The 26,345-nt window shown below is 40.1% G+C and carries 29 protein-coding genes and 3 riboswitches; of the genes, 12 read left to right on the plus strand and 17 right to left on the minus strand.

Going from position 1 to position 26,345, the window contains the following annotated elements; genetic code table 11:
- Positions 1–241 precede the first annotated feature (241 nt).
- Complete coding sequence (locus ACQKMH_RS01905) at positions 242–1,597, plus strand: arsenic transporter (RefSeq protein ID WP_427585825.1); 1,356 nt, start codon at positions 242–244, stop codon at positions 1,595–1,597.
- 23 nt (positions 1,598–1,620) lie between these two features.
- Entirely contained in the window at positions 1,621–2,286 is a 666-nt protein-coding gene (locus ACQKMH_RS01910; RefSeq protein WP_427585826.1) for a DUF2642 domain-containing protein, read from the plus strand.
- 50 nt (positions 2,287–2,336) lie between these two features.
- Here the strand turns inward: ACQKMH_RS01910 and ACQKMH_RS01915 are convergent, their stop codons facing one another.
- Positions 2,337–2,618 (minus strand): HesB/IscA family protein, encoded by a 282-nt coding sequence (locus ACQKMH_RS01915; protein WP_427587484.1) that lies wholly within the window; start codon positions 2,616–2,618, stop codon positions 2,337–2,339.
- Positions 2,619–3,070: 452 nt separating this feature from the next.
- Here ACQKMH_RS01915 and ACQKMH_RS01920 point away from each other — a divergent pair, with 452 nt between their 5' ends.
- Positions 3,071–4,261 (plus strand): NlpC/P60 family protein, encoded by a 1,191-nt coding sequence (locus ACQKMH_RS01920; RefSeq protein WP_427585827.1) that lies wholly within the window; start codon positions 3,071–3,073, stop codon positions 4,259–4,261.
- Positions 4,262–4,324: 63 nt separating this feature from the next.
- On the opposite strand, the gene ACQKMH_RS01925 is transcribed toward ACQKMH_RS01920, so the two are convergent.
- The 8 genes from ACQKMH_RS01925 to ACQKMH_RS01960 form a co-directional block, all read right to left on the minus strand.
- Entirely contained in the window at positions 4,325–4,954 is a 630-nt protein-coding gene (locus ACQKMH_RS01925; protein WP_427585828.1) for a poly-gamma-glutamate hydrolase family protein, read from the minus strand.
- An 87-nt stretch (positions 4,955–5,041) separates the two neighbouring features.
- The gene (locus ACQKMH_RS01930) at positions 5,042–5,191 is read right to left on the minus strand and encodes a CapE family protein (protein WP_427585829.1); all 150 of its coding nucleotides are present in this window, start codon (positions 5,189–5,191) and stop codon (positions 5,042–5,044) included.
- Between the two features lie 67 nt (positions 5,192–5,258).
- Positions 5,259–6,842 carry a gamma-glutamyltransferase family protein gene (locus ACQKMH_RS01935; protein WP_427585830.1) on the minus strand — a complete coding sequence of 528 codons (1,584 nt, stop codon included), beginning with the start codon at positions 6,840–6,842 and terminating at the stop codon, positions 5,259–5,261.
- 71 nt (positions 6,843–6,913) lie between these two features.
- Positions 6,914–8,179, minus strand: coding sequence for a CapA family protein (locus ACQKMH_RS01940; RefSeq protein ID WP_427585831.1), 1,266 nt, complete (start codon positions 8,177–8,179; stop codon positions 6,914–6,916).
- Between the two features lie 10 nt (positions 8,180–8,189).
- Positions 8,190–8,639 carry a poly-gamma-glutamate biosynthesis protein PgsC gene (gene pgsC, locus ACQKMH_RS01945; RefSeq protein WP_427585833.1) on the minus strand — a complete coding sequence of 150 codons (450 nt, stop codon included), beginning with the start codon at positions 8,637–8,639 and terminating at the stop codon, positions 8,190–8,192.
- Positions 8,640–8,654: 15 nt separating this feature from the next.
- Positions 8,655–9,836, minus strand: a complete 1,182-nt coding sequence (gene pgsB, locus ACQKMH_RS01950; RefSeq protein ID WP_230161085.1) for a poly-gamma-glutamate synthase PgsB — start codon at positions 9,834–9,836, stop codon at positions 8,655–8,657.
- Between the two features lie 776 nt (positions 9,837–10,612).
- Entirely contained in the window at positions 10,613–10,825 is a 213-nt protein-coding gene (locus ACQKMH_RS01955; protein ID WP_427585834.1) for a hypothetical protein, read from the minus strand.
- A gap of 656 nt (positions 10,826–11,481) precedes the next feature.
- Positions 11,482–13,161 carry a methyl-accepting chemotaxis protein gene (locus tag ACQKMH_RS01960; protein ID WP_427585835.1) on the minus strand — a complete coding sequence of 560 codons (1,680 nt, stop codon included), beginning with the start codon at positions 13,159–13,161 and terminating at the stop codon, positions 11,482–11,484.
- Positions 13,162–13,346: 185 nt separating this feature from the next.
- A riboswitch (PreQ1 riboswitch) is annotated at positions 13,347–13,389 on the plus strand.
- A 55-nt stretch (positions 13,390–13,444) separates the two neighbouring features.
- Here ACQKMH_RS01960 and queC point away from each other — a divergent pair.
- The 3 genes from queC to queE are packed head-to-tail and all read left to right on the plus strand — an operon-like array spanning position 13,445 to position 15,301.
- On the plus strand, positions 13,445–14,110 hold the full coding sequence (gene queC, locus ACQKMH_RS01965; protein WP_427585836.1) for a 7-cyano-7-deazaguanine synthase QueC: 666 nt from the start codon (positions 13,445–13,447) through the stop codon (positions 14,108–14,110).
- Positions 14,110–14,580 (plus strand): 6-carboxytetrahydropterin synthase QueD, encoded by a 471-nt coding sequence (queD, locus tag ACQKMH_RS01970; protein WP_427587485.1) that lies wholly within the window; start codon positions 14,110–14,112, stop codon positions 14,578–14,580. Before queC ends, queD begins: the two co-directional genes overlap by 1 nt.
- Positions 14,573–15,301, plus strand: a complete 729-nt coding sequence (gene queE, locus ACQKMH_RS01975) for a 7-carboxy-7-deazaguanine synthase QueE (RefSeq protein WP_427585837.1) — start codon at positions 14,573–14,575, stop codon at positions 15,299–15,301. The genes queD and queE overlap by 8 nt, the downstream gene beginning before the upstream one ends.
- 52 nt (positions 15,302–15,353) lie before the next feature.
- Here the strand turns inward: queE and ACQKMH_RS01980 are convergent, their stop codons facing one another.
- Positions 15,354–15,701, minus strand: coding sequence for a DUF4260 domain-containing protein (locus tag ACQKMH_RS01980; protein ID WP_427585838.1), 348 nt, complete (start codon positions 15,699–15,701; stop codon positions 15,354–15,356).
- A gap of 52 nt (positions 15,702–15,753) precedes the next feature.
- Positions 15,754–16,323, minus strand: a complete 570-nt coding sequence (locus ACQKMH_RS01985; RefSeq protein ID WP_427585839.1) for a TetR/AcrR family transcriptional regulator — start codon at positions 16,321–16,323, stop codon at positions 15,754–15,756.
- Between the two features lie 241 nt (positions 16,324–16,564).
- Here ACQKMH_RS01985 and ACQKMH_RS01990 point away from each other — a divergent pair, with 241 nt between their 5' ends.
- The gene (locus tag ACQKMH_RS01990) at positions 16,565–16,849 is read left to right on the plus strand and encodes a hypothetical protein (RefSeq protein ID WP_427585840.1); all 285 of its coding nucleotides are present in this window, start codon (positions 16,565–16,567) and stop codon (positions 16,847–16,849) included.
- A 46-nt stretch (positions 16,850–16,895) separates the two neighbouring features.
- Positions 16,896–17,867 carry an HD domain-containing protein gene (locus ACQKMH_RS01995; protein ID WP_427585841.1) on the plus strand — a complete coding sequence of 324 codons (972 nt, stop codon included), beginning with the start codon at positions 16,896–16,898 and terminating at the stop codon, positions 17,865–17,867.
- Positions 17,868–18,021: 154 nt separating this feature from the next.
- Here ACQKMH_RS01995 and ACQKMH_RS02000 read toward each other — a convergent pair whose 3' ends face one another.
- Positions 18,022–18,489 (minus strand): SRPBCC family protein, encoded by a 468-nt coding sequence (locus ACQKMH_RS02000; protein WP_427585842.1) that lies wholly within the window; start codon positions 18,487–18,489, stop codon positions 18,022–18,024.
- Positions 18,490–18,855: 366 nt separating this feature from the next.
- Positions 18,856–18,898: riboswitch (PreQ1 riboswitch) on the plus strand.
- Positions 18,899–18,948: 50 nt separating this feature from the next.
- Here ACQKMH_RS02000 and ACQKMH_RS02005 point away from each other — a divergent pair.
- Both ACQKMH_RS02005 and ACQKMH_RS02010 read left to right on the plus strand, forming a co-directional pair.
- Complete coding sequence (locus tag ACQKMH_RS02005) at positions 18,949–19,491, plus strand: VUT family protein (protein ID WP_427585843.1); 543 nt, start codon at positions 18,949–18,951, stop codon at positions 19,489–19,491.
- A 22-nt stretch (positions 19,492–19,513) separates the two neighbouring features.
- Positions 19,514–19,666: a hypothetical protein gene (locus ACQKMH_RS02010; protein ID WP_427585844.1), complete on the plus strand. Its 153-nt coding sequence runs from the start codon at positions 19,514–19,516 to the stop codon at positions 19,664–19,666.
- Positions 19,667–19,773: 107 nt separating this feature from the next.
- Here the strand turns inward: ACQKMH_RS02010 and ACQKMH_RS02015 are convergent, their stop codons facing one another.
- On the minus strand, positions 19,774–20,094 hold the full coding sequence (locus tag ACQKMH_RS02015; protein WP_427585845.1) for a PadR family transcriptional regulator: 321 nt from the start codon (positions 20,092–20,094) through the stop codon (positions 19,774–19,776).
- 310 nt (positions 20,095–20,404) lie between these two features.
- On the opposite strand from ACQKMH_RS02015, the gene ACQKMH_RS02020 reads away from it, so the two are divergent.
- Complete coding sequence (locus ACQKMH_RS02020; RefSeq protein ID WP_427585846.1) at positions 20,405–21,151, plus strand: alpha/beta hydrolase; 747 nt, start codon at positions 20,405–20,407, stop codon at positions 21,149–21,151.
- Positions 21,152–21,406: 255 nt separating this feature from the next.
- Here the strand turns inward: ACQKMH_RS02020 and ACQKMH_RS02025 are convergent, their stop codons facing one another.
- The gene (locus ACQKMH_RS02025; protein ID WP_427585847.1) at positions 21,407–22,111 is read right to left on the minus strand and encodes a DUF421 domain-containing protein; all 705 of its coding nucleotides are present in this window, start codon (positions 22,109–22,111) and stop codon (positions 21,407–21,409) included.
- A gap of 384 nt (positions 22,112–22,495) precedes the next feature.
- A riboswitch (purine riboswitch) is annotated at positions 22,496–22,600 on the plus strand.
- A gap of 169 nt (positions 22,601–22,769) precedes the next feature.
- Between ACQKMH_RS02025 and ACQKMH_RS02030 the strand changes: the two genes are divergently transcribed.
- Positions 22,770–23,963: a nucleoside transporter C-terminal domain-containing protein gene (locus ACQKMH_RS02030; protein WP_427585848.1), complete on the plus strand. Its 1,194-nt coding sequence runs from the start codon at positions 22,770–22,772 to the stop codon at positions 23,961–23,963.
- Positions 23,964–24,068: 105 nt separating this feature from the next.
- On the opposite strand, the gene ACQKMH_RS02035 is transcribed toward ACQKMH_RS02030, so the two are convergent.
- The 3 genes from ACQKMH_RS02035 to ACQKMH_RS02045 form a co-directional block, all read right to left on the minus strand.
- Positions 24,069–25,208: a CAP domain-containing protein gene (locus ACQKMH_RS02035; protein WP_427585849.1), complete on the minus strand. Its 1,140-nt coding sequence runs from the start codon at positions 25,206–25,208 to the stop codon at positions 24,069–24,071.
- A gap of 5 nt (positions 25,209–25,213) precedes the next feature.
- Positions 25,214–25,558 (minus strand): hypothetical protein, encoded by a 345-nt coding sequence (locus ACQKMH_RS02040; protein ID WP_427585850.1) that lies wholly within the window; start codon positions 25,556–25,558, stop codon positions 25,214–25,216.
- 342 nt (positions 25,559–25,900) lie between these two features.
- Complete coding sequence (locus tag ACQKMH_RS02045) at positions 25,901–26,272, minus strand: winged helix-turn-helix transcriptional regulator (protein ID WP_137018715.1); 372 nt, start codon at positions 26,270–26,272, stop codon at positions 25,901–25,903.
- Between the last annotated feature and the right edge of the window lie 73 nt (positions 26,273–26,345).

The following is a 26,345-nucleotide window of genomic DNA, read 5'->3' on the forward strand; positions in this document are numbered from 1 at the left end:
TTTTTTGTATTGGGAGTTCAGTGTACGGAGCAAAGGGAGCCATTTTATCATTTAATAGGCACTAAACCATGCTTGCTGGCAATGCGCATCTCTCTTTAGGGGACATTTTCACTAGAAGGACAAAGGTACAATTTAGAAAGTCTGGTCAAGTATCCCGTGCTTTTTTTACAAAAGGGAATATATATATATCAATCGGACAAGTAGGGTCCAATGTCTCAAGGCCCAAAAAGGGGAGAACAACATGAATTTCGAGATTGGAATGACTATTTTTGTGTTCGTCATGACAATGATAGTTGTATTATGGAGGCCAGGAGGATTAAATGAAGCATGGCCAGCTTCAATTGGTGCAGGAATCATTTTACTGACTGGTACAGTATCCCATAGTGATATTTGGGATATCATCAACAAAATCGGAGGAGCATCGATCACCATCATGGCAACGATAGTGATGGCGGTCATCCTGGAAAGCTTCGGTTTTTTTCACTGGGCGGCTGCAAGACTATCCATCATGGCTAAAGGATCTGGATACCGCCTATATTGGTACATTCAATTATTATGCTTTTTAATGACTCTGTTATTCAATAACGACGGTAGCATCATGATTACGACACCCATCTTGATCTTGCTTCTGAAAAACCTCAGATTGAAGTCGCATCAAGCCATCCCGTATCTTTTGAGTGGAGCGTTGATTGCGACTGCTTCCAGCGCGCCTATCGGCGTGAGTAATATCGTTAATTTAATCGCATTGAAAATTGTGCATATGACGCTTTATATGCATACTGCCATGATGTTTGTACCCGCAACTCTGGGGTTGATCTTTATGTCATGGTTGATGTTCATGGTGGTCAAGAAAAAATTGCCCAAGAAATTACCCAATATCTCTTACGACATAGAGGAAAGTTTCTTCACTAAGAATTTCCACCCCTTAAAGGGGAAAATGACGGTTGAAACAAAAAAGCAACGCACTAGATTCATGTTGAAAGTATTACTCTATGTGTTTGTGGTGCGCTGTTTACTCTTTGTCGCTTCTTATTTTTCCATTCCGATCGAATGGGTTGCAGTACTAGGGTCTTTATCTTTGCTGGTCTGGAGATGGTATCATTTACGGACCAATCCAGTCGATATTTTAAAAAAGACCCCTTGGAAAATCCTGATATTCGCATTCTCCATGTATGTCATCATTTATGGTCTCCATAATGTAGGGCTTACAGCCGTGCTCGTTGAGATATGTGAACCGATTGTAAACCGAGGATTACTGAGTGCAAGTTTTATCATGGGAGGATTAGTTTCGCTTCTATCAAACATCTTCAACAATCATCCAGCGCTAATGATAGGTACCATTACCTTAACTGAGATGGGACTTGATCCCATCACCTTAAAAACCATTTACCTCGCTAATATAATTGGTAGTGACATGGGCTCATTGCTATTGCCCATCGGTACTCTTGCCTCACTGATCTGGATGCATATCCTGAAACAAAATAAAATGAAAATAAAGTGGAAAGATTATTTAAGCGTATCCCTGATAGTCATACCAATATCAACAGTGGTGACACTGCTCTTATTGTTCTATTGGGTGCATATGATTTTTAACTGATTAACCCCTAGGAGGAGATAGTAATGAGTGATGCAGTTGCATTACTGGGTAAACAGATTGATGTTCAACTCTCTGGAAAAACAACGTTCAAAGGAATTCTAACTGATCTGAGCACGGATATTCTGGTATTGTTCAATGGACAGCGGTTTTTATACTTTCCAATGCTGCATGTCCAAAGTTTCAATCTAAGTTCTGAGATTGATGACGATATCAGATATCCTATAGAATCCCCCATGATGGAAGAGGTGGCCTCCATTTCCTATCGAAAAACGCTGATGAATGCAAAAGGATTTTTTTTAGAACTCCAAGTTGCGGGACAGGCCCCTTTACACGGTTATATCACCAATGTTTTAAATGATTACATTGCCTTCTACTCGCCAGTATATAAAACGATGTATATATCGCTGCATCACCTTAAATGGCTTACTCCATATAATCAAAATGCCACGCCCTATACCCTCAATAGTGAGAGTTTTCCCGCCAATCCTTCTCGGGGGCCAATGCTTCGTTCCTTGGAAGAGCAATTAAAGAAAAATGCAGGAAAGCTTGTCGTTTTTAATGGGGGAGAGGACCCCATGAAGATTGGAGTGCTTAAAGAGGTTGAAAACAATTTAGTGGAGTTAACGACAGCTGGCGGGGATCAAATGTTTTTGAAGCTTGCACATATTAAAACCGTGTATATGCCATAGATTCATAGAAATAGGGGAGAGCTGTTTAAGCTTTCCCCTTTTTTCGTCTACTAGATGATGGGTGATACCAACGGGTTCGGGTTTCTGATTATAAATCCATCGCCTTCGAAATCAATCTCCGTCAGATCTGTAAAATGGGAGTCCGATGGATCGATTAAAATTTTAATATCGTGTAAAACGAGCACTTCCTCTTGCTCCTTTTTAGTTCGTGCCAGGGTTAATGAGTAGTTCATCTGGTTACAACAAGGTCTGTTTACACCAAATCTCAAATACGTTTCCTCTTCCAAGTTTTGTTGCCTGTCCTTAATTACCTGCTGGGCTTTATCTGTCATTTTTATCAAGATGATCACTCCAATATCGAAAGGCTCTGACAAAAAGAGCGAGCCGCATATGTACAACTTTATCATGACCGAGTTCAAAACCGATAACGATGGCATTTCATGTTTTAGGGCATTCGGTATTTAGCGATGGATACCATTGGTCGTAGGATTCCGAGGAAATGGAAACGGTTGAAAAGTTACCATTTTTTTAGCGGAAGTATAATGTGCAGGTACAATGATTTGTTTTGAATCGTTTTATAGAGGGAGAATAATTATTTTATAGAAAATAGGTTAAAAGTTTAAAGTGATTCACCGATATTACTGGTGATGGTAAGTATTTAGGCATGGTCATTTGTTGTTTTTTAGTATAAAGGAATGACATGAAAGCTTGTTGGGCTTTCGTATAATGGAGTGTTTTGACTGGGAATTGATTGAAATAGTTTCAGTATAAAGGAAGGGGTAAAATGTTTAAAGGAAGATTAAGCAGCATGGTCTTTTTATTAGTATTCATGGTTAGTTTCACTTTTTTACCTGGCTTAAAGGTCGAGGCGGCAGAGCGGTTGCATACTGTAACTACTGGCGATACGGTAGAATCGATTGCCAAGACTTATAATATATCGTCCTGGCAATTGATGAAAACGAATGGTCTACCCGATGGAAAGTTATATGCGGGCCAGAAGTTAACGATCGCTCAAAATGCCTATACTCCTTCCGTCTATCAGTGGTCGGAGAGAGGAAAACAAATTGCGAACTATGCGAAATCTTTTATAGGATTTAAAAAGACTGCTGGAGAAGAGACGCCAGCAACAGGGTTTGATTCCAGCGGATTGATTCATTGGGTGCTTTCCCAGCAAAATGTACCCATCGACCGTTTGACAGTGGATGGTTTTTATAAGCAAGGGATGGATACAGCCAATCCGAAAACCGGAGATATCATATTCTTTTTGGAAAGGGATAGTTCAAAAGTCGTGACTGCAGGTATCTATCTCGGCAATGACCAATTTGTCAATGCTGGATACGGTGCAGAAACGGTTCAGGTGAGGTCTAGCACAGAAAATTACTATGCAAGATACCAAATGGCATATAAAACATACACTCCTAAAGGAGAGCATATTGTCCAAAACGGGGAAACGCTAATAAGCATTGCAGAAAGATACAATACATCCATAAATACGATTAAAAGTCGTAATGCCCTGCCGACAGATGACTTGATGAAAGGACAGTATCTTCAACTTTATAGCAACCCTTTGTATCCGTTCTATGTAAAACAAGAAGCTTCTTATGATAAAGCCTATGATGTCATTAAGTACGCCTACACACTAAGAGGATTCACCTATGTTTTCGGGGAAGATGATCCGATGCTTGGCATGGATTGCAGCGGATTCATCTATTGGGTCATGAAGGAGCAGGGACTTTCAGTAAAACGCGGTTCCGCAGCGAACTACTTCTCATTGCTCCCGAAAATTGAAAATCCAAAGGCAGGGGATTTAGTGTTCTTTAGGGATACAGGTGCAAGAATAGGTGTGACCCACGTAGGCATATATCTAGGCGATGGCCGTTTTCTCCATACAACGGAAAAAGCTGGCGTTCATATCTCCAACCTTGAGTCAGCATATTTTGCCGAGAAGTTCGAAAGCTTCGGTCAAATCTTTTGAACTAAAAAGAATGGGTATAAGACATTGCATGCTTCTGGCGTCCTTTTGTTAAACGTAGGAAGTTCATTCGCGCTGTTTATATTTCAAAGTCGCTTTTTCAAGGGCGCGGACGAAACGGTGAAAAAGATCCGATCGATTGACCCTGTTTTTACTGGTAAAGTCATCATCCTTGAACAGGCTTTTTCTAAGCTTAGTGGAAAGTTCCAATTGAACGCCTGCACCCGTTTTACATATGTTTGTGATATTGTTTTCATTCGTGCCTGAAAGGTGCTGTGGCGCGTACTCAGCTTGAAATCCAGCTTCATTCAGGGAATGTAAAATCAACTTCTTATAGGTTTCATTTCTCCCTCCGATGTAAACGAGGACGTTATGTACGTCGCAGTGTCCATGGATGGAGAGGTTTGTCAGTGAATCCGCAGCCATTGAAACCCCTATGGGTTCATTGAAAAAGTTGGATGTTATATGGAGGACTTTGTTACCGCTTGGTTTCAGACCTTCGAAAAGATAGGTGCTGGCACCAAGCCTTTCTCCAAAGGCAGCAGCAATTTCACCAGTACCTGGTTCGATATTCCCGCCATGTATAGCCAGGATCGCAATATCCGGGTTCCTGTGGTAAACGGTGATGCGGTAATCGGTGGATTCTTGTTCGTTTTGCTGAAGCTCGGCATAATTGGTATAGCTATTTTCGTTCATCGTTTTCCCCCCGTATCTGTAACTTATTTACCCATTCCATACCCGTCGAGAGCAAAAATAAAAAAAGCGGGGATGCCCCTGCTTTTTTTATTCTTCGATAGTCGTATATTGTTCTATTTTCTTTTGCTCGTCGGGCGATAAAGTTTCAGTCCGCTTAAACATATTCATGGTCACGAGCATGGCTGCTATAAGAATAACAGGTATAACCCAGCTTGTGATTTTTTTTACAATATCCATATTATCATCCCCTTATGCATCGGTAAAAGTTCAAATGATATTCGAATGGCGAGGCAGGACTGCATTTTTATTGCTGCGCTTTCCAGCTCCCATTTCTTCTCTTATCCCCAGCTCCGGATAACAATCCTGTTTTCTCGTTTTTAACGAGAACCTGAACCCCACCATAATACATGGGGTTTATCTTTTGAATGACTTCATATCCTGAATCTTCCAATTCCGATATTATTTCATTCGAAAACCGTGATTCTGTATGAATTTTCTTTCCATCATAGACGAACCGGTTACGGTCGATGATATCCTGAAATGAGCCATCATTCTCTGTATATGAATAAAGGACCTGCATCAATACTTGAGGAATTCTATCACCGCCGGGTGAACCGATCCCAATCGATTCCTTCCCTGGATTTTTGAGAATGGTTGGTGCGGTGAATGTTCTAGATCGTTTATATGCCTTTTGGGCATTCAAGTCAGACCCAAAATTTTTCAATTGATCATTAAGGAAAAAGCCATTCGTATAGTCACCAGATCCGAAAAAATTACTGAGCGTATTTGTTGCAGAAACGACAGTGCCATACTTGTCCATGATCACAAAATGTGTGGTACTTTCATGTTCTTCGGAACCATTCGATTCTTTATTTTCCCAGTTATCACTTGTGATATTACTTTTAAGATTATTTAAGTGAATGGGGGAGAGCAATTGTTCAGCCTTAGCTGCACTGGTTCCATCCCCTATATGGGCGGCTCGATCTTGATAAGCCGTATTTGTGATGCCCCCCAACACTTTCATATAAGCTGATTTGCTTGAATAACCACCTAGGTTCGTTTCCTCGGCAAGTTTCAACATTTCAAGAACTGTAATCCCGGAAAAGGGAGGAGGGGCGGTCAGGACGTCATAACCGGCAAATGTCCCTTGAACAGGCTTACGTTCTTTCACCTCATAACGCTTTAAATCCATCAGGTCAACGTCTGTCTCTCTTTTAATATCCCGTGCGATCTCCCCTTTATATAAACCATCAGTACCTTCCTGTTGAATCTTCTTCAATGTATCAGCAAGCTTTTTTTGAATAAGCGTCTTTCCTGGTTCAATGGCATCACCATCAGGATAAAATAGGGAAGTCTCATCTGAAGAAATCCTTGGTTGGGCTCCAGCCAAGCGTGAGGATAACATTTCGTCCACTTTAAACCCGCCTTGAGCCAAATCGATGGCAGGCTGAATAAGATCTTCCATCGGTACGCTTCCATACTTATCATGGATAACTTGCATGCCGGCTACTAAACCAGGAATCCCCGTATGGTGTCTTGAACTTGGATCTTCCGGAGAGGATTCACGATAATCGATGAAATTGGGTTTGCCGGACTCAGGGTCGATCAGCATACCGCCGCCGCCACCTATCCCCGATCCATAGGGTTCGATTACACCTAATGCATAAGATACCGCAATAGCGGCATCCGCCGCAGTTCCGCCGTTATCCAAAATATCCATCCCCACATCTATTGCGATAGGGTTTGAGGAACTGACCCCATATGATTGTGCTGTCTTATTATCTATCGGTTCATTCGTGTCAGAAATAGGGGGTGGCTTCGAACATCCAGCTATATATATGAGCATGCAAAGGGAAAGGAGCACTTTTCTCGTTATACGGTTAATCATCTGTTGTTCCCCCTTTTCGTTGAGCATCTAAGTAGTGTGTTTCTCTTATTCACGTAGGATCCATTGTTTTCTTACTGGATGGGGTGCATGTTCTGCTGTTTAACTTTTTCTTCTTTTTTCTCTTGTGCTGCTTTCTTGTCTTTCGCAGCTTTTTCTTCTTGTTCACGTTGTGCCTTATGGTCGATTACCTTCTTGTGATTCATGGTAATCTCGATATGATCCTCTTTTTTCGACCATTGGACTTTTTCACTCGTTTCCTTCGTCAACTGACGGTAAACTCGTGATTGATCGATTGATGAGGTGGCTGGCCTTGGTGTGGCTTCTTCAATTTGCAGAGGAACGACATCGATTGCAGCTTTTCCGTCTTCCGCCAAATGGTATTGAACCATGGCTGAATCCTTTGTACGTGTCCAGCCTTGATCGAAAATGAAGTTTCCTAAACTATAGAAAATGATCCCATCTTTATAAACATCAAAAGATTGTAGTACATGGGGATGATGGCCGATGATGATGTCTGCCCCCGCATCGATGACCGCTTTAGCCAAGTCAGTTTGACGAGAGGTTGCAGATGATGAATACTCTTGACCCCAATGCATATTCACTACAACCAAATCTGCGTTACCTTGCTCGGAATCCCTTGCTTTGCCAATCATTTCAAATAGCAAATCAGGATTCGAGTTCAATAAGCCAGCTTGATCATTTGTTGGAACGGCATCCTTTTTATAAACATCTGTGAAGCCAAGTGTTGCGACACGTAAGCCATTAACGTCCGCATAGTCGATGCTAGCTTTAGCGTCGGCAGTGTTCGATCCAACACCGACATAGTCCATATCCGCATTTTTGAATTCATCAATCGTATCAAGAAGTCCTTGTTCTTCAAAGTCCATCATATGATTATTGGCCAATGTCATCACAGAGAAGCCTGCATCTTTAACGGCCTTCACACCACTTTTATTGGAGTTTAACCGGATGGCCGTGTCTGCTTCCTTGTAGTTGGATACCCCGTTTTTTAAAGCAGGGTGTTCATAATTCCCGCTGACATAGTCTGAAGCGGCAAAATAGGGCTTCATATAACGGAACAGATAATCATACCCGTGCTTTTCCGTCACTTCTTCAACATTACGCCCCATCATCACATCACCGACCATTGTCATCGTCAATGGTTGATCAGATTTGGAAGCGGCTGTTTTCACATCTTCAGCCCGTCCCATCCAAGTGGTAATGCCTAAAGCGATTAGTAATATAGGTAGTATGATTCCAGCGTATTTAAGATTCTTTTTCTTAGTGCGCTTTATAAAGATAAGTGTTTTTTCTTTTGAATTTAAAGTCCGTTTCATTTTATGCACCTCAGAATAGGGAGTACACGTTCATTAAACCGAAAGTTAAGCCGGATAATAAAAGTGTGCTGCCGAGTGTTAATGGCATTCCTTGTCTTTGAATGGTATTGGCTATCAATCCAGGTACGATTATACCGATTCCCCGAAACTCGAATATTTCAAACGGCATGACGGGGTAGACGAAGTCCAATAGGAGTTTCAAGCAAATCCCGGTCACCATCATGGCTGCGAATTTTCTTCTTCCATATAAAATCACCCATCTTGAAAGGCCGTGAGTGACGATTAAATAAGTTACGACACTAATGATCAGGATGGTCAGCATGATTTCCCATTGGTCAAATACTAATGCCAAATAACCTGGTACAATAAGTCCTGCGGGTACGACACCCGTTTTTTCTGAAAAGATAAGGCTTAGCGTTACTCCTAGAACTAGTGCTACATATAAATCCGTTCCAAACATTAAGGTTCCTCCTACTTAACTCGCTTTTTGCTTCGTTTTAGATTTCATGAATGCTTCGATTAATGGTTCCGCGGCACCATGAATATTACCGACACCGTAAACGATGCGGTTTTTCATTAATGGGCGGAGACGGGCCACGATTTCTTCAGTTGACCAGTTTTCTAAATCCCAATACTCTTTTGTATCTAAATTACCTTGCTCGAAAACCCTTGTGATCGGTGATGTAGTTTCACCAATGGCAATGACGATTTCCGACTTTATGTATGGCAAGACATCTCTTGCAAACTGCTCGGTACGATCAACACGATCGGGACGGCAGTTCATGATGACGATAGGAGGTTCTGTGCTGTATCCGAACGTATTGACACGTTCCCAGATATTCAGAGTCGATGACGCGTCATTTGCTGCAAAGCCATTTACAAAGAAAGTTGGCTGGATTGGATCCCCGAACTTGGTGATCCGCATGGCACCTGGATCGGGATGTGCATTTAACATGCCGCGAAATGCCGTTTTTTCATCAATGCCCAAAGCTTCTGCAACGGCCAAAGCCAGTGAAGCGTTATCAGGAAATACCATATAGTCGAATTCGCGTAGGAAATCTTCCGATATTCTTGAATTATCTGCCACAATCACTTTTGTGTTGCGTTCTTTGGCAATTTGTTTGAAAAAGTCCAAGTATTCACTTTCGATTGTTATTAAATGACCATTATGGGGTATGGTAGCAGTGAAGGCCTCAGCTACCTCATCCAATGTTGGTCCCATGACATCCATATGGTCTTCTAATACATTCACGATGACCCCAATGTTGGCTTGTATCATTTTATTTTGGAAGATTAGTTGATAATCTGGCTGAACGGCCATACATTCACAAACAAGTGCCTCTGTTCCAAGATCGGCAACTTCTTTGACCACACGCCGTTGTTCACCAATGTTCGGTCCCTCTGGGCGGCGTACAATCGGTTTTTCTTTGTCCGTAAACCAATAGATCATTCTTGCCGATGTTCCGGTTGTTTTACCTACTGTTTTGTACTTAGCTTCCTGAATTACACCTGTAATTAAACGCGTTACAGTCGATTTCCCTCGAATCCCATTCACATTTACACGTACTGGAATGGAGTCGAGACGCTTTTGATGGCGTTTTTGTTCGACTATTCCATAGCCAAGCAAAAAGATCGCACATATAAATATTGGTGCCATTTTTTTACCTCTCTTTTTTGAAGTATTTGATTTACTGAATACACACTACATGATTTTAAACTTAATAGGCAAGAGCCAATTATTCTATCGCGATATAGTTTTCATCATCTTTTTCAAAAAAATGTATATAAGAGTGTAATAGTATCTAAAGGGATTAAAAGTTCTATGAGTACAAAGATACGGATGAAAACTCAGTAAAACCTGGTTTATTTACACTAATTTATGGGAGTTGTAACAAAAATCCATGATTAATAGCGCCAAAACAATTTCGTAAGTATTTGAACCCAATGCTTAATGGCTATATTTATATAATGAATTGTTTTTGGAAGTGAGGTTTATTACAGTTAAATAATTGTTTATACCCAGAAGTTAATCCTTATGTAATATTGTTTATGCATTTGTCATCCAATGTCAGGGATTGCATCTATCGACTCAATTAGTTGGATTCTTTTGAATATGAATAAAGATGAGTAAATGAACACATCTCTTTTTTTTGAGATTTTTCTGCTTTTTGCCAAAAAAGCACCTTGGGACCTATATTCACTTCTTTACCTGAAACATGAAATAAACTAAAGTTAATCCAATTTTTTTAAAAAATACCTAGTTTCTTCTATTATAATGTTAATGGGTGAATGAAAAATAAAAAGCTCAGACGTATATCTGAGCTTTCTGCTTATTTATGGAATGGGTAATGAATCTCAATCTTTCATGAGGGAATTTACATTTAAGGGAAAGGAGCTAACTACCAGTAGCTGATTATGGAAGAAGAATTAAGATTAACTGGATTTCTTTCTGTCAGAAACCTCTGGGGTGGAACCTTTTTTACCACCATCAATCACATAAAGTTTAGGAGCTAATCTCCTTTTTCCTTTGTTTTCAGAATTCATCTTCATATAATTTTCGTATTCCTTGCGAAAGAATTCGTTGGTTTCCCGTTCTAGGGCTTTCCTTTCGTTAAACTCTGTTATGAATTTGAAAAAACGTTTCATATGAATTCCTCCTTGTGGGGTAAAAGGTCTTGGTTTAATCGTAACATGAAATCACATAAAATTAACCTTTTTTTACAATTTTGGAGAGAAAAATATGCTTTGGCGGTAATAAAGTTGTGCATTATTTGTTCTGTAAGAAAACATGCGATTGTTCCTTCCTGAGCAGAAGTCCCTATTCAGTGAAAGGATATGAAACGTTGGGATCATGAGTTCAATTACTTGAACTCACCAAGGTAAGGAAACAAAACCCCCTCAGTTTGTAGAAAAAGAGGTGCCATCTAATCTTCAAAACAAAGTTGATTGGAACGGAAGGTACGAGACTCCTGCGGGAATGCGCGTCCAAGGGAGACCCCGCAGGCGCAACGGCGCCGAGGAGGGCTCCCGGACCGCCCGCGGAAAGCGAGTGCCTGGAGCGGAAATCAACGGGACAAAACCAAGCCATTTGTCAATAGTTTAAATATTCATACTATAACACACTTAGTATTGAGGAAACATAGCAAAATATTCACTTCCAATAGCTTTTTTGATAAATGATTCTATCAGTTAATGATACTGTGTATAATTTCATTTATTCCCCGAATTCCGGAAAATGAAACAATCTTCAAGCAGGAAAGAAAAAAGCATTTCCCGCATTCAAGTGGCGGGAAATGCTAGTATTATAATTGGAATTTCCTAACCTGTTCAGTTAGTTGCCCGGCAGACGATGCAAGTTCACTGGCGTGATTCGTGATTTCATCCATTGAAGAGCTCGATTGTTGAGCGGAGGCAGAGACTTGTTCGATTCCTGCTGCTGACTCCTCAGAAACGGCTGCAATGTCTTCGATGGCCTGATTGATCTTTTTACTATTTGTAGAGATGTAGTTTAATTCATTAGTAATATGTTGTATCTTCGTACCCATATTCCCGACAGAGTGATTGATCGTTTCGAAGGTTTGGCCGGTAAGGGTTATCTGTTTCGTGCCCTCATCCACCTGTAAATAACCATCCTCCAGGGAATGGACGACGTTTTTTGAACCAGCTTGTATTGCGGTTACGATTTCGGTGATATCCCCAACCGAGTGTGTGACCCCTTCAGCGAGTTTTCGAACCTCATCCGCGACGACGGCAAAGCCCTTTCCATGTTCGCCAGCCCGTGCCGCTTCTATGGCCGCATTCAAGGCCAATAAATTGGTTTGATTGGATATATCCTTGATGACATGAACAAGCTGAGAGATTTCCTGTGAATGGGAATCGAGCCCTTTCACTTGCTCGACGGCATTTTTGACGACCTCATCAATCATTTTCATTTTTTGGACTGAACTTCGCATTAAAGTGGTTCCTTCCTTTGTCATGGAAAGGATCTCGGTTGAGCTTTGTGATACCTCGACTCCTTCAAGGTGGGCCTGTTCGATCTTGCCGCTGAATTCATCCATCATGCACACCATTTCAGATGCCCGGTTTGCTTGCGACTCCGAACCCTCCGAAAGTTCGTACATGGTGGTCGCTATCTGTCTGCTGCCCTGTTGGACTTCATTCGCTGATTGTGTCAAATTTTCACTTTGGTTCGAAACGGATTCGGATACAGCCAGCATTTTTTCAATCGTATCACGCAGGTTTTTCTGCATTTGGTTGGTGGATACTGTTAATTCCCCAATTTCGTCATTTGACTTTTGCACAAGGGGCTCATGATTCAGCTCTCCGTCAGCCACCATTTTCATCCTGTCCCTGATTTTAAGGAGGGGGGTGGTAATGAGGTTGGCTGTAACAAGCGCAAGCAGAAGACCGATAAGGACTGCCGCAATGGATATGATGATACTTGTCGTCTTAACCGATTTCCCGCTTGCGATGACGGTTTCACCTGAAGCGACAATCAATTCCTCGCGTTCCGAAGCAAGCTCCTTGAAACCCTCCATTACTTCATTGCTGATTGGCGCGACTTCATTTTTGAGTATTTCTTTAGCGCGTTCTTCATTCCCATTTTCATATTGTGTAAACACCCGGTCTACAATCATCGTCCTCCAATCCACGCTTTTCTCGATCAAATCCTTTGCTTTATCAGAATCGCTTAAGGCTAGGAGATCCTCCTGGATGACCTGGCTTTCTTCGGTATATTGCAAGAACCTTTCTTTATAACTCTCGTCACCATATAGAATATAAGCTCGGGCGAATGCGGTTCTTTGTGCTAGATTATATAGTAGCTTTTCATCTTGGATAAGAAGCGGAAGTTCCTTTTGGATGATATCCTGGGAATATACCAGTGACTTGTTGCTGCTATAAATATTGAATGCTCCTAAGATGATACATAAAGATATGATGAGTGAAAATGCCACTAATACTTTTCCTTTAATGCTTTTCAAATGAATGGACCCCTTTATCGATATTTTGTTCATACTTTTTTATCGGATAGATAATGGGATATTTAAGCAATGAAAAGATAACCAAATTTTCCATCAGATCTATTATTCACTAAATATAATCATCTTGATTTTTTCTCGTTTTCAAGTTACTATTGACTTGGAAAAATATAATATTCCGCGTTAAGGCGGAAGAGGTTCTAGCTACCCTCTCAAAAAAACTAAGGAGAAACAGTGCTCTATTCTTAGGGTGCTGTTTTTTTCCGTAAAAAGGAGTTTTATAGAAATGAAGAAGAAAGAAAAGGCAGTGGTTGTGTTTAGCGGAGGTCAGGACAGTACGACGTGCCTGTTCTGGGCATTGGAGAGATTTGAGGAAGTGGAAGCGGTGACGTTCGATTATAATCAGCGGCATAGCTTGGAAATCGAATGCGCTCAAAACATTGCCAAGGAATTGGGCGTGAATCATCATATCCTTGACATGTCGCTGCTGAACCAATTGGCACCGAATGCATTGACGAGAAGTGATATAGCAGTGGAGGACGGGGAAGACGGGGAATTGCCTTCAACGTTCGTACCAGGGAGGAATTTGCTGTTCCTTTCGTTTGCCGGGGTGTTGGCCAGTCAGATTGGCGCTAAACATATCGTCACAGGTGTATGTGAGACGGATTTCTCGGGATATCCAGACTGCCGTGATGTATTCATTAAATCGTTGAATGTGACCTTGAACTTGTCGATGGACCAGTCATTCGTGATTGATACGCCGCTAATGTGGCTTAATAAAGAGGAAACATGGGAGCTTGCGGATCAGCTTGGCGCATTCGACTTTGTCCGCGAAAAGACCTTGACTTGCTATAACGGGATCATCTCCGACGGATGTGGAGATTGTCCGGCATGTAAGCTGCGGAAAAAAGGACTGGATGACTATGTAAGCAGACGGAAGGTGCTTTCATGATGTACGGTTTTACTATAGTGGATAAACTCCAAAAAATAGATGAAGATATTCAGCGCAGCCAATTGAAGTATACAAATAAGAGGGTTCTCGTGAGTAAGGAATTCACCTTTGACGCGGCGCACCATTTGCATGACTATGAAGGAAAATGCAAGAACCTGCATGGCCACACATATAAGGTCATTTTCGGATTGAGCGGGTATACGGATTCACGCGGTTTGATGATAGATTTTGGGGATATCAAGGATATATGGAAAAATGAAATTGAAATCCATCTGGATCATCGTTATTTGAATGAAACCCTGCCGCTCATGAATACAACAGCTGAAAATATGGTTGTCTGGATTTATGAAAAAATGGCCGGAGCCCTTTCATTAAAAGAATATGAGGGTGCTAGAGTTGAATTTGTTCGACTATACGAAACGCCAACAAGCTATGCTGAAGCCAGACGGGAGTGGATGGAAAGTGAGTAAACTCCCCGTTATGGAAATCTTTGGCCCGACCATCCAAGGTGAGGGAATGGTCATTGGTCAAAAAACCATGTTCGTTCGGACGGCCGGATGCGATTATTCGTGTGCCTGGTGTGATTCCGCATTTACTTGGGATGGGACCGGTAAGGAAGATACCGTCCAAATGACTGCTAGAGAAATATGGGATGAGCTGAAGCGAATTGGGGGTTCCGGTTTTTCCTTCGTGACGATATCAGGCGGAAACCCGGCTCTGCTGAAAAACCTAAACGGCTTGATAGCGATCTTACATGAAAATAAAATGAAAATTGGTGTCGAAACACAGGGGAGCCGATGGCAGGATTGGTTTCTCGATATTGATGAACTGACTATTTCACCTAAGCCGCCGAGCTCTAGAATGAACACGGACTTTACGGTGCTTGATCAAATCATATCGAACCTGGCTGTTCGTAATCCCGATAATAATGTCTCGTTGAAGGTAGTCGTCTTTGATGATGAAGATTATCAGTATGCAAAAAAAGTACATGGCCGGTACCCGGATATTCCTTTTTATCTGCAGGTCGGGAATGATGACAGCAGGACGGCGGATGATCAGCAGCTAATTAGCGGACTTTTGAAGAAATATGAAGAGTTAATTGATAAAGTGATAGCTGATGATGAATTGAATGATGTGAAAGTGCTGCCACAGCTGCATACCTATATATGGGGGAACAAGCGAGGCGTGTAAAGAAAAGAGAGCAGGAGGCAGTGTGATGCGTAATCACGCTGCCTTTTACTTATTACAGCCTTTGAATGTGCGTAGCTTTGAAGGATGATGTGTATTTAAGACCATACCCTAATAAGCGATCCATTCCAATATGAGCGGTCCAAATTAAACCAATCATCATCAATGCATCCGACTTTAGAAAAACGGCTAGTAAAATCGTGAATATGGAGAGGGTATAAGTATGAAATAAGTTATAAACTTTTGCTCCAATCCGCTCGTTAATCAGATAGGCCAGCATGGAAACATCAGGAGACAAAATCAATAAAAGGAAAATCGACCAGCTGAATTCATATGACGAATAGATGAAAATCGTAGCTAAAAGGACCATGAGTCCTTCAATATGAAGGAAATTCTTTACCATTTAAAAGCCTCCCGAATTTTAATTGACCATTGGTTAATAATGTTCAAAAAAATTATATGATGTTCTTCGTGATATTTTTAACATGAAAATATGCTAAACCTTTTACATCTTGATATGATAGTTCAGAATTAATATAAAAAGTTATGAATCCGTGAAGAGAAAGAAAAATGGACCATATCGATGCAGGATTCAGTTTGTTGTCCGTTAGGTCCGTCAGGGACTGGATTAGCTTCTCGTATGTTTTATTAGAATCGAATTGAAGTAACTGCTGAATTTCTTTTTCCTTCGATAAAAACATGATGGAATAATGATTCTGTTGGGTTAAACCGAACTCTAAGAAACACAATAAAATCTTTTCCATTTTTTCAGAAGGGTCATTTTCCGACATGATGATATCATCGATTAAATGATTTAGAACGGAAAAATCCGTTTTCACCAAACTATAAAATATTTCTGCCTTATTTTTAAAATGATAATAAATGGCTCCATGGCTGCAATCCAATGATTTAGCCAATTGCCTCATTGAGACATTCGAATATCCTACCGTTGCAAAAAGGTCTCTGGCTTCATTCAAGACCATTTCCCTGGACAATTCTTTACCCGCCGATTTTCTTGGAGACATCTTGTCACCTCCCTATTTATTGACCACTGGTTAATAAGAATGATAACTCACTGATTTCCAATTGTCAATTCTTAGATAAAATTATACATGGCTGTTTATAAAGTTGAACTTTCCATTTAATGAAACGAAAATTCACGTAATCGTCAAACAGAGTTAACCTGAATCTTGATTTATTTTAAAACCATTAATATCCTTTTGTGGTATTGTGAGGGTATTCAATGGGCGTTGGGAGATGAAATAAATGAAGAAGAAATTCGGGATATTATCTTCAATTATCATAGTCTTGACAGGGTGTTTTCTATACACTAAGCCTTATAAAGATAAAACAAAACCTGTAGAAGACATTTTTGAAGTGTATCCACCAGATCAAGTAATAACAAATGAAATGATAATCATAGCGGATATGGATGAGGTCAATCCAGGTGATATCGATTTGAATGATGAAGAGGAGTTAATTAAATTTACAAGAAAACAATATGAGCAAAATGAAAGGGGGGAAATAATTTTTACAGAAGAGGATCAGTGAAATCACCTACCTGTAATGAGTAAACTAATGGAGGAGGCCGCAGTTATTGATTGTTTCGGATAGTATCTATGGGAAACACATTGTAGAGGGAGTCCTGGAAGAGCTGATAGGGAGCAAACCGGTCCAAAGGTTGAAGGGGATACATCAAGGAGGGGCAAGTTATTTAGTTAATGAGAAGTGGAATGTTACACGATTTGAACATTCTATTGGTGTGATGCTTTTAATAAAGTCGATTGGTGGGTCATTAGAGGAACAAATCGCGGGCTTGCTGCATGACGTATCCCACACTGCATTTTCCCATGTCATTGATTTTGCTCTGGATTATAAGGATGAAGATTATCATGAAAAAATTTATGATCATGTCATTATGGTATCCGAAATTCCATCTATACTGAAACAGTATGGATATAATTGTGAAGATATTTTTCAGTCAAAATGGGCATTGCTTGAACAGCCAGCACCTGAGTTATGTGCCGATCGGGTTGATTATACTCTCCGGGATATGTATCAATACGGACATATCAAACTCGAATCCGTTCATGACTTTCTAGGACATATAACCATCATAAACGGTAGGATGTATCTGGATAATATTGAATCGGCGGAATGGTTTGTGGAAACATATTACAGCGAAGTTATTGATTTTTTCATGGACCCACTTAATATATATGGCTATGATATGTTGGCAAAGACCTTAAAACTGGCTTTGGATAAAAACCGGATCAGCCTTGATGACTTACTCGGAGAAGATGATGAAGTCATGCTCTTGTTAAGCTCTATTGGAGACGATGAAGTGCAAAACCTGCTAAAACGGATTCATGGTAACGTATTGGTGAAGGAGGATCAATGGGACTACGATATACACCTGAAAAATAAAGTGCGCCTCATTGATCCTTCCGTTATTCATGGAACCCAATTAGTAAGAGCATCCAGTTTATCTGAAAAAGTGAAGAACATGGGAATTGAAGCCAATAAAAAAGCTTCGAAGGGTTTGTATCTAAAAGTGATTTCCGAATGATTTTTCGCGTCAAACCTTAGGGAAAGTGAAAACTCAAGGGTGACATTTCATCCTTAAATAATAATGATTCCTCGATGAGGATTACGATGGCTTCAAACACCTCATAAGTTGGCATCACTATTTCCATACTAACTAACGTTTTTCCCTAACTTAATTACCGATCAACAGATATTGGCGGCAAGGTCCGTCCAGTTTCAAGCAAGCTCTTCAGGTTACTTAGAATGGCTGGCCATCCATTATTTAAGCCTTCAAAGGTAATATCATCAGCAACGAAATCTGTTTCCAATAGCCCCTCATGCTTAAGCGTTAACTTCAAGGTTGAATCATCCATTGGCTTTAGTTCAAAGGTGACCCGAGTGGGATGGTCGCGAGGTGTTTCGTCTCCTACCATGTTCCATGTGAACGAGAGCAAGTGAAAGGGCTCACACTTTAGTATTTTACCATGATCAGTAATCCGCCCATCTTCAAGCAAATAATGAACGGTGGAGCCTTCTTGCCAGTCAGACTGGACTTGACAGCCAAAGTGATATTTCTTCGTGACTTCACCACTCGTTAGAGCTTCCCAAAGCCTCTCTGGTGTGGTGGCGATATAAATAGCATAGACAAACGATGTTTTTTTCATTTTTCTATTCCTCCTCGCGTTTATACTTCTGTCATTCCTTCTCAGGACCCTGCTTTGGCACTTAGATACCGCTTGTTTGGATATTTAACTCTATCAATGATTGTCTGCTTTTCATATACAGCCGGTCAAGCAGTTTTCTGCGACAAAAATCGGCAAAAGCCTGCATGGAGGAATTACAGAGTCATAGTAGAGGATTTTCAGGGATCATAGCTAAGTGCGAAGCTCTGGAAAGACGGATGTTCTCTTAGCAGGTCTGAAAACGATATCCGCGGATTCGCAGCCTTCCCAGCGCCAGCCGTATGGAAACTTCTTGATTTCCAGTCATTTTCAAGCTACGATAAATAAGGAAAAAAATAATCCGCTCGGGCGGAAGAGGTTCTAGCTACCCTCTCAAAAAAACTAAGGGGAACAGTGCTCTTTCTTAGAGTGCTGTTTTTTCTGTATAAGGAGAATGAAGAAATGTTAAGAATTTTATTGTATTTAGTATCCATCGTCACCGCGAATGTGGTTACAGCCGCTTTTGCACCACTACATCTTGGTGTGTTCATCATTCCGATGGGTACATTGCTCATTGGGGGAACCTTCATCTTTCGAGATCTGGTCCAAAATAAATTCGGCAGGACGAAAACCTATTTATGCATTATTACGGCACTTATTTTATCTGCGTGTGTATCATTTTTATTAGGAGATACGTTATTGATTGTCTTTGCTTCCGCATTATCGTTCGTGGTGGCAGAAACAGCGGATACTGAAATTTATACCCGATTAAAACTTCCGATGAGTTGGAGGGTGTTTTACAGCGGGATTGTTGGAGGGTTTTTCGATTCGGTGATATTTGTCGTGATTGGCCTTAGCCCACTGGGTGCCAATATATTGCCATGGGAAGCCGTACCCGCTGCGGTTATCGGCCAAATTATCGTTAAAACGATCATTCAGTCAATCGGTGCCGTATTATTGGGACGAATCAACGTAGAGCTGGAGAAGCGTGTAGTCTCCGGTTGAAATGCTAGGAGGGATGCACTCGATGGATGGACCCAAAAAGGAAGAAGACAAATGCTATTGCCTCGAGGCCTTTCGTGAAAAATATGGTCCGCATGTCCAAGGAGAATGCATGAAGCTCTCCTGCGCCAATTATCGGAAGCATAAAGGAATAGACGACAAAAAAGGACCAAAATAGGTCCTTTTTTTTGTAAATGGAGGAATTCACGAGTAAAGCGCACAATATCAGAGTAAATCAGCAAAAAAGCTTCCTGCACCAGAAAGCTTTTTTATATTGCTTTTTATTCAGAATGCCTTTGCGCTTTTACGAACTAATTTTTCCAGGAAGTAAAAGCAGCTTCGTTTTCGTTCTAGCTCGGTTTGTCCACTTTCTGTAACATGATAATATTTCCTTCGACCTGACTCGGACTCTTTCCAATGGCCTTCAATGAACTCCTTTTTTTCTAACCGTTTGAGGGCTGGGTAGAGTGTGCCTTCACTTATTTCATATTTGCCCATGCTCATTTCCCTCAAAATCTTTGTCATTTCATAGCCATATAGCTTTTTTTGTGACAGAAGTGAAAGCAAAAGGAGGTCAACGCTTCCCTTCATTAATTCTTTATCCAAATAAAATCGCCTCCTTTTTCATTTGTAAAGTGTAATACGTTGTACCTCGTAACACAAGGTGCATTTTACTTTTCTTAAAAAAAATGGTTAAATGACGATTGCTAAATGAAATCAATCATAGTAAAATGTGCTCTGGAACGGATGAGTTGTAACGAGTGTGGTAAGGATACTTATATACATGATTTAACTGTTTTAATGAAAAAACGGAATAGGATAGAAAAAATCCCACTCAAGGGGTATTAATTGATTTTTTTTTGAAAATCATTTAGATTCTATTTATTAACAAGAGCAGAAAGAAGGTCCTAGATAGATGAAAGTGAAAGCACCCGAGTCATTCACATACAAAGGTGGAAATAGAGCAGTTCTTTTACTTCACGGGTTTACTGGAAGTACAGGAGATATGAAAAAATTAGGGAAATACCTGAATGATCGTGACTATACTAGCCACGGACCTCTTTATAGAGGACATGGAATGTCAGGTGAGGAACTCATTCAGACAGGCCCAAAGGAATGGTGGGAAGATGTAGTCAATGGCTATCAATTCCTTAAGGATGAAGGCTATGATGAAATTGCTGTTGTAGGAATTTCATTAGGAGGGGTTTTCTCATTAAAGGTAGGAATTGAGTTGCCTGTAACAGGAGTAGTTTCAATGTGTGCTCCGACGCAAGGAAAAAGTATCGATCGACAAAAAAACCGTTTGCTCAGTTATGCACAGGCCTATAAGAAGTTTGAGGGCAAAGATGCGGAGCAAATTGCTACCGAATTGAAGCTATTGGAAGAAGAGCCTATGTCTTTTCTAAATGATGTGTTGAATATAATAAATGACACGGGTGAAAATTTAGATTTGATCACATCACCAACTCTAGTTTTACAAGGACGTTTGGATGATCCCGACTATACGAACAGTGCTACAGCGATTTTCAATGAAGTCGATACGCAGCACAAACACTTGATATGGTATGAAAAATCTGGTCATATCATCACATTAGGTAAAGAACGTGAGCAGGTTTACGAGGATGTATATAAATTCTTAAATACACTGAATTGGTCGGAGTAATAAGCGGATTTTCTTGAAGGTCATGAGAGAAGACCGCCGGATATCATATTATCCCCTTTAAGTTGAAAGTGCAAAAACCCACATTTATATGTAGGCTTTACACTTTTCTTGAGGGGATTTTATTTTGGCTACAAAAGATAAAAACTCCGAGTAATCAATGCTCTTAGTCTTTTTTTATGAACAATCAGATACACTGTTTATTCTGGTTCCTGGGTAGTTATTGTTTTTTTTGGAGTGCCCTTAAGCTTTACGTATTTAATTGTAGAAAAAGACCTTTAAGTTATCGTTATTATCAATCGTTGCTAATAAAATATCATTTACCTCCGCATTATAGGTCACTTTGATTCTGTTTTTCAGCCATACTTCGTCTTTACCGTCTCGATTTAATTCTTTAAAATCAATCTTTCCTTCTCTGATAATCGTTTTAGGAAAAGGGAAGGCATTTGTTGCTAGATGCATATCTGCTGGGGTTACTGCTTCATATTGAGGATGTAAAAACAATGAAATAGTACCATCTGGTTCCCATAGTGCGAGCGATACTTTTTGAAGATCATCAATTTTTTCTTTTCTTAATTCTGATAATAAAAAATCGATGGAGATTCGCGCCCTTGCCAAGCTTTTGTAAACGATTTGCCCATTTTCGATAAGAGGAAAAGGGAGTGGTTCAAAGAAACTTCGGAGTTTGCCCCACTTAAGGCTCGTAAACACACTGATAATATATAAAAGAACTAATACACCGGTCGTTATCATGGAGCCCTCCAAACCTAACTGTTCATCAGACAAAGGGTGGGCAAGAATGTTTCCAATAATTAATGCCATTATAAAATCAAGTAATCTTAACTGTGAGATGGCTCGTTGCCCCATCAATTTAACCGTTAAAAGTAAAAAGATGAAGGAGATAATGGCTCTCAAAGTCCACTGAATTGTAGTGAGAGTTTCCTGGCTATTAAAAAAATCCACCAAAATTCACGTCCTTATTTCTTTATATAGGAGATGTGATAATTAGTATGAAGCATTTAATCAAGGATTATCACAACGGGAAAATTTAATTTAAGCCGTTTCTATCCAAATGCAGCGACATGACTATATGGATTAATAAGCGCATTCACTTTAACAATAACCGATTGCTCAAATAATAAAATTACAACACCGCTAAAAAGCAGGTGTTTTTTATTGTTGATGGTTGGGACATCGTACTTCATAAGTATTGCCCTACATTGGCCGCTTTGAGACTTTCTCTTTCCTTTTTTTAATTATTTTTGTCTAAATATTTATATTAATATAACAATTACGAAACGTATTGTAATTGAAAATAAACTGTTTTAAAATGTATCTTTCCTAATCAATTCATTTTGAAAATATCCTTGTATAATATCAGTGACAATGGTCTGATAGTTTCTACCTGGCAGCCGAAAATAATGCCGGACTACAAGGAAGTATGAAAATAGAAGAGATGAACAGGTATATGTTGGTTCGCTTGATCCGACATACCCTGTTTTAATGAAAGCTCTTATCTTTTCACACTTTCTTCCTGCGGCTGAAAGTGTAAAAAGATAAGGGCTTTTTTATATAAAAAAAATGAATGGGAAATGATAAATCAAAGGGGTTGAAAACAAACATGTATTTTTTATTGAATATACTCGGTGTTATCGTTGTAATGGGCATCGTTTACCTTTGTTCGCCAAATAAAAGGAACGTTAAGTGGAAAGCCATTCTTACCTTACTTGTTGTAGAATTGCTTATCACTTGGTTTATGTTATCGACTAAAATAGGGGGATGGGTCATTAATCTGATCGCTTCTTTCTTCACCTGGTTGATTGCATGTGCAAATGAAGGGATTTCTTTTGTCTTTCCATCTTTAATGGCAAATGAACAAGTGGATTTCTTTTTCAGCGCTTTGATGCCAATTATTTTCATTATCACGTTTTTTGATGTTTTATCGTATTTCGGTATACTTACCTGGATCATTGATAAAGTGGGATGGCTCATCTCCAAAGTGTCCGGTTTGCCGAAACTTGAGAGTTTCTTTTCCATCCAGATGATGTTCCTTGGGAATACCGAGGCACTTGCCGTTCTCCGGATTCAACTCGCTGCGATTAAAGATCAACGTTTATTGACATTTGGTATCATGAGCATGAGCAGCATCAGTGGTTCCATTATTGGGGCCTACCTTTCCATGGTACCGGCAACCTATGTTTTTGTGGCGATACCCTTGAACTGCTTAAATGCCTTGCTGATTGCTAACATGTTAAACCCAGTAGATGTAAGTAAAGAGGAAGACGTCGTTTATGTTCCTGCTAAAGAGGAACGTAAAGATTTCTTTTCCACCATTTCTAACAGCATGCTAGTGGGAGCCAAGATGGTTTTCGTCATCATGGCAATGGTTATCGGTTATGTGGCATTAACAGCAAGCTTGAATGGGATATTTGGTTTCTTTGTGGATGGCCTGACCATTCAAAAAATCTTCTCTGTGATTTTTAGTCCATTTGCATTCCTGCTTGGATTAACTGGACATGATGCCATGTATGTCGCTCAATTGATGGGAATCAAGCTTGCCACGAATGAGTTCGTTGCCTTGCTCGATTTAAAGGATAAAATCAGTACACTACCCCCGCATACAGTAGCTGTCGCTGTCACTTATCTGACGTCATTTGCCAACTTCAGTACAGTAGGCATGATTTATGGAACATTCAATTCCATCCTTAATGATGAGAAATCGAACATTATCGGTAGGAATGTTTGGAAGCTGTTGCTTAGCGGGATGGCTGTTTCCTTGTTAAGTGCCATGGTCGTTGGATTATTCGTTTGGTAAAATATTTTAAAAACAAGGGCATCCATTTTTCTAGATGGATGCCCTTTGTTATATCCATGATGAAAAAAAACTGTGCTGGATTTCCCCATGCACAGCCTTTTTCGTTTACTTCCTCAAATAGTTCTCCGTATAATAAGGTTTTTCTTCATCATCGAAGGCAACACCGACCCCGAGCGATTCAAAATCTTTCTGTAACTTGTTTTCCCTGTGTCCGATGGAATTCATTAAACCTTCATGGGCAAAGATACTGCTGTTCTGCCCGGCCGCCAGGTTTTCTCCTGCCATTCGAAATTTGATTTGGTCATCTTCCATCCGGTCAAAGGGAGATTCTCCTTCAAGATTTGTATGGTTGAAGTATTGGTTCACAGCCATATCTTCACTGTGATCCTGTGCAGTGACTTTCACTTGTTTATCCCATGAAAGTACGGAGAGATCATGGTTGACCCTTGATGCATTGGTCAAATCGAATAATTGATATTCAAAGCCCTTCTTTAACTCTGGGCTGGCTTCTGCAAAATAGCCAATTTTTTGCTTTTCAAGTTTTGTGTCGATGATTTGGATCGATGTGACTGTATTTTTCTCGTGTTTGTCATAAAAAATGGTCACATAGCTGTTATCTATTTCAAACATATCGTATTCTCCATCACTTCGAATCTGGTAATAGACGTTTCCTTTAAGCAGCTTAGTTACAGGCTCCCCCATTTTTTCGGTTACGACCTCTTTAGGTGTGCCGCGTTTAATGCCTTCCTTTGAGGAAATTAAATCTTGGTTCGTATATAAACCAACGACTTTATCGTTGGTATCGTAGGCAACCATGAAGAAATTTTGATAATTTTCGTGATAGGAAAACCAGTCTACGCCATATTCATTCTGCGTATGCCGCTTTGCTTCACCAGCCAGTTTTTCCACGGCATCCTTCGTGTCACCGATTTCGATATTACGGACTGAAAAGGACGCCTCGGCAGGTGCTTCCAGTGTTGGTTTTTTCACTTTTTCTTTTTCCTGCCGTTCTTTTTCAGAAACCGAATCCAATTTTTCCGTTAGTGAACCGAATAGGTTGTTGACACCAGTATTCACCTTTTCCAAGGCAGTTGAAACCTCTGGCCCATTTATGAAAGAACGAACATCGGACACGAAGGAACCTACTCCGGCCTTGAACCCAGACTCCTGAATGTCTTTACCATATCCGTACCAAAACCCACTGAGTAGGAGTATGAGGACCACAATATTAAAAAAATTCCGCAAATCGTTCACTCCTGCCCTATACTTGATATATAATCCAGATTATTGAAGACCATCTGTAACACGCTTAAAATGGGTGGGGCACATAACAATAAAAGTGAGCACATGATGAGTATTTGTGAGGGTATTTTGGGGAGTTTTTCCTGCCCTTTTCCTGCATACCAGCCTCTAAACTGAAGTTTATTTCTATACCAGACAAATAACAAAATAAGTATAGCAATCGAACCCAGCCAGCCATACTGTTTCGTGTTAACTCCTATGTTGGTATATATGCCGTTTAAAATGGCGGAAATGATTGCTCCGGCTATCCCGAATATCAATATGATGCGTATCAATTCTAATAAGACCCTCATATGTCACCCTTGGTTTCACCATTATACTCATTCATAAATAAAATATAAAATTTAAATGATCAACACTGTACTTGTTGGTCAAGATAGTTGGATTTATTAGTATATTACATATTATACCAAAAATGAAGGGATTAATAATAGTTCTTATAAAACACGAAACTCATGGAAAAAACAAAAAATATTTCCAAAGGTTTAGATAGCATGAACGTACTTTGATGGCTATGTAGTATCCACAACTTTTGAATGAGTATTTTCTCTTTGTATATATTAGCTAAAATAGGAGATTTATAAACAAAAAAAGATTAGTCATTTTGAGCTAATCTTTTTTGTATTTGTGGCGGATTACTTCAATTGATCATTCAATACACTTTCCTCGAGAACGGAAAACTTATCACCATACACCCTTGTTATGTGATTTTCCCCCCACGTACATAGCGCGGATAGGATACTTTCAAGGCTTTGTCCATACTCACTTAGTTCATATTCCACTTTTGGGGGGACCTGGTTGTATACGATCCGATTGATGACTTCGTCTTGTTCCAGCTCCCTCAATTGTTGGGTCAACATTTTTTGGGTGATGTTTGGCATAAGACGCTTCAATTCACTTGTCCGCTTTTTTCCGTGGGTCAGATGGCAGAGGATTACGCATTTCCACTTCCCGCCCAGTACTTCCAGTGTCGCTTCAACTGATATATTGTACTTCTTCTTTTGCATGATTTGCATACTCTCCTTTTTTTATAGGAACTTTAAGGTGCCTATATTACTTTAAAGTACGTACTGTTTTTTA

This window comes from Peribacillus sp. NPDC097895, assembly GCF_050277555.1.
Taxonomy (GTDB): Bacteria; Bacillota; Bacilli; order Bacillales; family DSM-1321; genus Peribacillus.